The organism is Bradyrhizobium forestalis, assembly GCF_002795245.1.
GTDB classification, from domain to species: Bacteria; Pseudomonadota; Alphaproteobacteria; order Rhizobiales; family Xanthobacteraceae; genus Bradyrhizobium; species Bradyrhizobium forestalis.
Map to the genome: position 1 here is coordinate 61,862 of NZ_PGVG01000038.1, position 6,400 is coordinate 68,261.

The 6,400-nt window shown below is 65.6% G+C and carries 4 protein-coding genes; 3 read left to right on the plus strand and 1 reads right to left on the minus strand.

The features are described 5' to 3' along the window. Positions 1-154: 154 nt before the first annotated feature. The gene (locus CVM73_RS31405) at positions 155-616 is read right to left on the minus strand and encodes an Lrp/AsnC ligand binding domain-containing protein (RefSeq protein ID WP_018317238.1); all 462 of its coding nucleotides are present in this window, start codon (positions 614-616) and stop codon (positions 155-157) included. Positions 617-732: 116 nt separating this feature from the next. On the opposite strand from CVM73_RS31405, the gene putA reads away from it, so the two are divergent. The 3 genes from putA to CVM73_RS31420 all read left to right on the plus strand — a co-directional run bounded on the left by putA (position 733) and on the right by CVM73_RS31420 (position 6,233). Continuing rightward, positions 733-3,732 carry a bifunctional proline dehydrogenase/L-glutamate gamma-semialdehyde dehydrogenase PutA gene (gene putA, locus CVM73_RS31410; RefSeq protein WP_100235650.1) on the plus strand — a complete coding sequence of 1,000 codons (3,000 nt, stop codon included), beginning with the start codon at positions 733-735 and terminating at the stop codon, positions 3,730-3,732. Positions 3,733-4,062: 330 nt separating this feature from the next. After that, entirely contained in the window at positions 4,063-5,268 is a 1,206-nt protein-coding gene (locus CVM73_RS31415) for a CaiB/BaiF CoA transferase family protein (RefSeq protein ID WP_100235651.1), read from the plus strand. A 317-nt stretch (positions 5,269-5,585) separates the two neighbouring features. Continuing rightward, on the plus strand, positions 5,586-6,233 hold the full coding sequence (locus CVM73_RS31420) for a glutathione S-transferase family protein (protein ID WP_100235652.1): 648 nt from the start codon (positions 5,586-5,588) through the stop codon (positions 6,231-6,233). Positions 6,234-6,400: the final 167 nt, after the last annotated feature.

The following is a 6,400-nucleotide window of genomic DNA, read 5'->3' on the forward strand; positions in this document are numbered from 1 at the left end:
GCTGCCTCCCGGATCGCTCCGGGAGCGGGCCAAGAAAATTTAAGAAGACGGCCGGTGCATTCGACGACAGGCGTTGCGATTGCACAAGGATAGCTATTTTTCCTGCGAAGACCGCTTATCAAACCACAGCAATGACAATCGCGACAGCACTTCGCTAACCCACCGGCAACGGTGCGTCGCGCTTGATCTCCTCCATCACCGCATAGGTCCGCGTCTCGCGCACGCCCGGCATCGACAGCAGGGTCTCGCCGAGGAAGCGTCGATAGGCGGCCATGTCCGCAAGCCGCGCCTTCACAAGATAATCGAAGCCGCCGGCAACCATGTGACACTCCAGCACCTCGGGCGCGAGCTTCACCGCGCGCGCAAAGCGCTCGAAATTGTCGGGCGTGGTCTTGTCGAGCAGCACCTCGACGAACACCAATAGACCGAGACCAAGCCGGTGCGGGTTGAGCCGCGCGCCATAGCCTTCGACAAAACCCTCGCGCTGCAAGCGCTTCAACCGTTCGCCGATCGAGGTCGGCGACAGCCCGATGCGCTCGGCGAGCTCGACATTGGCGATGCGCCCATCCTCCTGCAAAATCGAGAGGATTTTCCGGTCGATGCGATCAAGTTCCATATCTTACGAGGCCGAATGGCGAATGATCTTCATTTTCTAAGGCAAACGTGCAAAAATGTCTATCGAACTACGGTCACGCGGGCCTTATCCTGAATATATCAGCCACAGGACGCGCCATGCCGAATATCCAACCGCCGTTCTCCGCCCCCTATGCGCCCGATGATGCCGAGATTGCTGCGCGCCTGTTGCCATCGGCCCATCTGAGCCCGCCGCAGGAGGCGCGGATCGACCGCACTGCGACGCGGCTGATCGAGGCGATCCGCAAGCGCGACGATCGTCTCGGCGGGGTCGAGGACATGCTGCGGGAGTTTGCGCTGTCGACGAAGGAGGGCCTCGCCCTGATGGTGCTGGCGGAAGCGCTGCTGCGCGTGCCTGATGCCCGCACCGCCGACCAGTTCATCGAGGACAAGCTCGGCGCGGGCGACTTCATCCATCACGAGACCAAGTCCACCGCCTTCCTGGTCAACGCTTCGGCCTGGGCGCTCGGCGTGTCGGCGCGCGTGATCCAGCCCGGCGAGACGCCCGACGGCACCATCGGCCGGCTGGTGAAGCGGCTCGGCGCGCCGGCGGTGCGCACCGCCACGCGCCAGGCGATGCGGCTGATGGGCAATCATTTCGTGCTGGGGGAGACCATCGAGCAGGCGCTGGAGCGGGTCCGGCCGGGCTCGGGCCAGAAGTCGCGCTATTCCTTCGACATGCTCGGCGAAGGCGCGCGCACGGCGGCCGACGCGAAGCGCTACTTCGACGCCTATGCCAGCGCGATCGACACGATCGGCAAAGCTGCGGGTCATCATCCCCTGCCCGATCGACCGGGCATCTCGGTCAAACTTTCGGCGCTGCATCCGCGCTTCGAGGCGATCAGCCGCGATCGCGTGATGCGCGAACTGGTGCCGCAACTGCTGGATCTCGCGCAGCGCGCCAAGGCCTACGACCTGAACTTCACCGTCGACGCCGAGGAGGCCGACCGACTGGAGCTGTCGCTCGACGTGATCGCGGCAACGCTCGCCGATGCCTCACTTGCCGGTTGGGACGGATTTGGCCTGGCGATCCAGGCCTATCAGAAGCGCGCCAGCGCCGTGATCGACTATGTCGATGCGCTTGCCCGCGCGCATGACCGCAAGCTGATGGTGCGGCTGGTCAAGGGCGCCTATTGGGACACCGAGATCAAGCGCGCGCAGGAGCGCGGGCTGGACGGCTATCCCGTGTTCACGCGCAAGGCGATGACGGATCTGAACTTCGTCACCTGCGCGGCGAAGTTGCTCGGCTTGCGGCCGCGCATCTTCCCGCAATTCGCCACCCACAACGCGCTGACGGTCGCGACCGTGCTTGAGCTCGCAGCCGGCAGCGGCGGCTTCGAATTCCAGCGCCTGCACGGCATGGGCGAGGCGCTGTACGAGCAGCTTGCCAAGGACCACTCTGACATCGCCCACCGCACCTATGCGCCGGTCGGCAGCCATCGCGACCTGCTCGCCTATCTGGTGCGACGGCTGCTGGAGAACGGCGCCAACTCGTCCTTCGTGGCGCAGGCGGCCGATTATCGCGTGCCGGTTTCGGCGCTGCTGCAGCGCCCGGCGGATGCCGTTGGCCGACCGCAACAGGCGGCTCACCCCAGGATTCCGCTGCCGGCAGATCTGTTCGCGCCGGAGCGGCGCAATTCGCGCGGCGTCGAATTCGGTGAGCGTGCCGCACTCGACCGGCTGCTGGCCGACGTCAGGGCCGAGGCGGCCGATCTCGAGCCCATCACCGACGCGACGCCGGATCAGGCCAACGCGGCGGTGACGGCTGCGCGCGCGGGCTTTGCCAGCTGGAGCCGGACGCCGGCGGGCGCGCGCGCGGCGGCGCTGGAGCAGGCCGCGCATCTCTTGGAGAGCCGAGGTGCCCGTTTCATCGCGCTGCTGCAACGCGAGGGCGGCAAGACGCTCGACGATGCGCTGTCGGAGCTGCGCGAAGCTGCCGACTTCTGCCGCTACTACGCCGCGCAGGGCCGCAAGCTGTTCGGGAACGATGCCGCCATGCCGGGCCCGACCGGCGAGAGCAATGCGCTTGGCCTGCGCGGCCGCGGCGTCTTCGTCGCGATCTCGCCGTGGAATTTTCCGCTGGCGATCTTCCTGGGCCAGGTCACGGCGGCGCTGATGGCCGGCAACAGCGTGGTCGCAAAACCCGCCGAGCAGACCCCGCGCATCGCGCGCGAGGCCGTGGCCCTGCTGCACGAGGCCGGCATCCCCGGAAGCGCGCTGCATCTCGTCACCGGCGACGGCCGCATCGGCGCCGTGCTGACCGCGCATGCTGATATCGCGGGCGTCGTCTTCACCGGCTCGACCGAGGTCGCGCGTCAGATCAACCGAACGCTCGCCGCCAAGGACGGGCCGATCGTGCCACTTATCGCCGAGACCGGCGGCATCAACGCCATGATCGCAGATGCCACCGCGCTGCCCGAGCAGGTCGCCGACGACGTCGTCACCTCCGCGTTCCGCTCTGCCGGCCAGCGCTGCTCGGCGCTGCGGCTCTTGTTCGCGCAGGAAGACGTCGCCGACCGCATGATCGAGATGATCGCGGGCGCAGCACGCGAGTTGAAGATCGGCGATCCCTCTGATGTCGCAACCCATGTCGGGCCGGTGATCGATCTCGAAGCCAAGCAGCGCCTCGATGCCCACATCGCGCGGATGAAGCGCGAGGCGCGGCTGCACTTTGCAGGCCACGCGCCGGAAGGCTGCTTCGTCGCGCCGCACATCTTCGAGCTCAAGCAGGCCGGTGAGCTCACCGAGGAAGTCTTTGGTCCGATCCTGCACGTCGTGCGCTATCGCGCCGAGAACCTCGCGCGCGTCCTGCAAGCGATCGAGCGCACCGGCTACGGGCTCACTCTCGGCGTCCACTCCCGCATCGACGACACGATCGAGGCCATCATCGACCGCGTCCAGGTCGGCAACATCTATGTCAACCGCAACATGATCGGCGCCGTGGTCGGCGTGCAGCCGTTCGGTGGCAACGGCCTGTCCGGAACCGGCCCGAAGGCCGGCGGCCCGCACTACCTCGCGCGCTTTGCCACCGAGCAGACCGTGACGATCAACACCGCCGCGGCCGGCGGCAACGCAGCGTTGCTTGCGGGGGAGGAGTGAGGCGAGCAGCGTAACTCGGCCGCAACAACGCATGTTGCCAGTTCCGTTATCCTGAGGTGCCGGAGCGTAGCGGAGGCCTCGAAGGATGAACGGCCGGGATGCAGCCGGGCCGTCGCCCTTCGAGGCTCGTCCTGCGGTACACCGCAGGACGAGCACCTCAGGGTGACGGGAGATGGTTTTCGGTCCGTGGCGGATGCGCGCTGGATAGCGCAATGAGCCCTGCGCCGGGCGCCGTTGCATCCCGGTGAAACATCGGTCTAATGCTCCCATCACCGGCCCGCGCCAATTCCAGCGCGCGGGAAACGACAAGAGCAAGGGAGCAACGCCGCGATGGAGAAGGGCATTTTTGCCGGGCTGAAGGTTCTGGACTGCGCGAGCTTCATCGCAGCGCCCGCCGCCGCGACCGTGCTGTCGGATTTCGGTGCCGACGTCATCAAGATCGAGCCGCCCGGCACCGGCGACCCTTACCGCAATCTGCCCAACCTGCCGGGCTATCCGACCGGCGAGCACAATTTCGCCTGGCTGCTCGAGGCCCGCAACAAGAAGAGCATCGCGCTCGACCTGTCGAAGCCGGAAGCGCAGGCCGTGCTCCACAAGCTGGTGGCGGAAGCCGACGTCTTCATCACCAACATGCCGCCGCCGGTGCGCGCCAAGCTCGGCATCACCTATGACCACCTCGCCCATCTCAACGACCGGCTGATCTACGCCTCCTTCACCGGCTATGGCGAGAAGGGCGAGGAGGCCAACAAGCCCGGCTTCGACAGCAACGCCTATTGGGCGCGTTCCGGCCTGATGGACCTCGTCCGCGCCGATACCGACACCACGCCGGCGCGCTCGGTCGCCGGCATGGGCGACCACCCTTGTGCCATGGCGTTCTACGGCGCCATCGTCACCGCGCTCTATCAGCGCGAGAAGACCGGCAAGGGCTCGCATGTCGCCTCCAACCTGATGGCGAACGGGGTGTGGGCCGCAAGCGTGCTGGCACAGGCAAAGCTCTGCGGCTCCAAGTTCGGCGAGCGACGGCCGCGCGAGCGCGCGCTCAATGCGGTCGCCAATCACTATCAATGCAAGGACGGCCGCTGGCTGATCCTGTCGCTGCTGAACGAGGAGAAGCAGTTTCCGACGCTGGCCAAGTGCCTGGGGCGCGAGGACCTGATCGCCGATCCCCGCTTCGCCACCAAAGCCGACCGGCACGCCCGCTCGGTCGAGCTGATCAAGATTCTGGACGACACTTTCGCAACCAGGGATCTCGCCGAATGGCGCAAGATCCTCGACGGCAACGGCCTCGTGTTCGGCGTCGTCGGCATCTTGGATGACATCCCGAACGACAAGCAGATGCTCGACAACGAGGTGCTGGTGCCGTTCGAGAACGACACCATGCTGACCATCAACAGCCCGATCTGGATCGACGGCGCCAAGAAGGTGCAGCCGCGCAAGCCGCCGGCCGTCGGCGAGCATAGTGACGAGATTTTGCGCGGCGCGGGATACGACGAGGCGACGATCAAGCAGCTGAGATCGAATGGGGCTGTGGGGTAAGGTCTGATCACATATTCCCCTGTCGTCCCGGGGCGCGCATCGCGCGAACCCGGGACCCATAACCCCAGGGAGAAATTGTCGCGGACGGTGGTCACCCCGAGTCTTCGCAAAACAACGCCCTGTGGATATGGGTCCCGGATCGGCGCTCCGCCCTGGACAACGCTGCGCGTTGCCAAGAGCTGCGCTTGTCCGGGACGACAGCGGCGAGATAGCTCGCTCCTACAGATGCATTGCTGAACTGCTTCGCTGCGCTCACAATGACGACGTGGAACGATGTAGCATTCCTGACAGAATCCTGCGTCGTCTCGCGAGGTCCCATGCCCAGCTACCGCCTGCACTACTTCCCGGAATCCGGCAACAGTTACAAGCTGGCGCTGATGCTGACGCTCTGCGGCGAGACGTTCGAGCCGGTGTGGACTGATTTTGCCGGCGGCGTCACGCGCACGGCAGAGTGGCGCAAGACCGTGAACGAGATGGGCGAGATTCCCGTGCTCGAAATCGACGGCGTGAAGATGACGCAGACCGCGCCGCTCCTGCTCAAGCTGGCCGATCAGTACGGCCGTTTCGGCGCCGAGACGGAGGACGAAAAATTCGAGCTGCTGCGCTGGCTGTTCTGGGACAACCACAAGCTCACCGGCTACATGGCGACTTACCGCTTCATGCGGGCCTTCACCGAGAAGAACGATCCGCAGGTGCTGAAGCATTTCCGCCGACGGCTGGAGGACTTCCTCGGCATTCTCGACGGACATCTGCAGCACAACGCCTTTGCAATCGGAGCAAGGCCGACCGTCGCCGATATCTCGATGATGGCCTATCTGCACTATCCCAGCGACGAGCACGGCTTTGATTTCGCGCAGAGTCATCCAGCGATCCACGCCTGGCTCGGCCGCATGGCCGCGCTGCCGGGCTGGAAGCCGGCGTACGAGCTGCTGCCGGGGAAACGGATGACGAACCACGCGAAGTGAGGGCACTAAACCCTCAGCGGCGTCATGGCCGGGTTTGTCCCACGGCTGTCCGGTTCGATTGTTATGGACAGGGTGCATGACGTGGATTCTTCTGTGTTTCGAGCGCTTCGCACACGTTCGAGACACGGAAGGAGGTCCCCGCCATGCGGCACCAGAATAGCGTATTT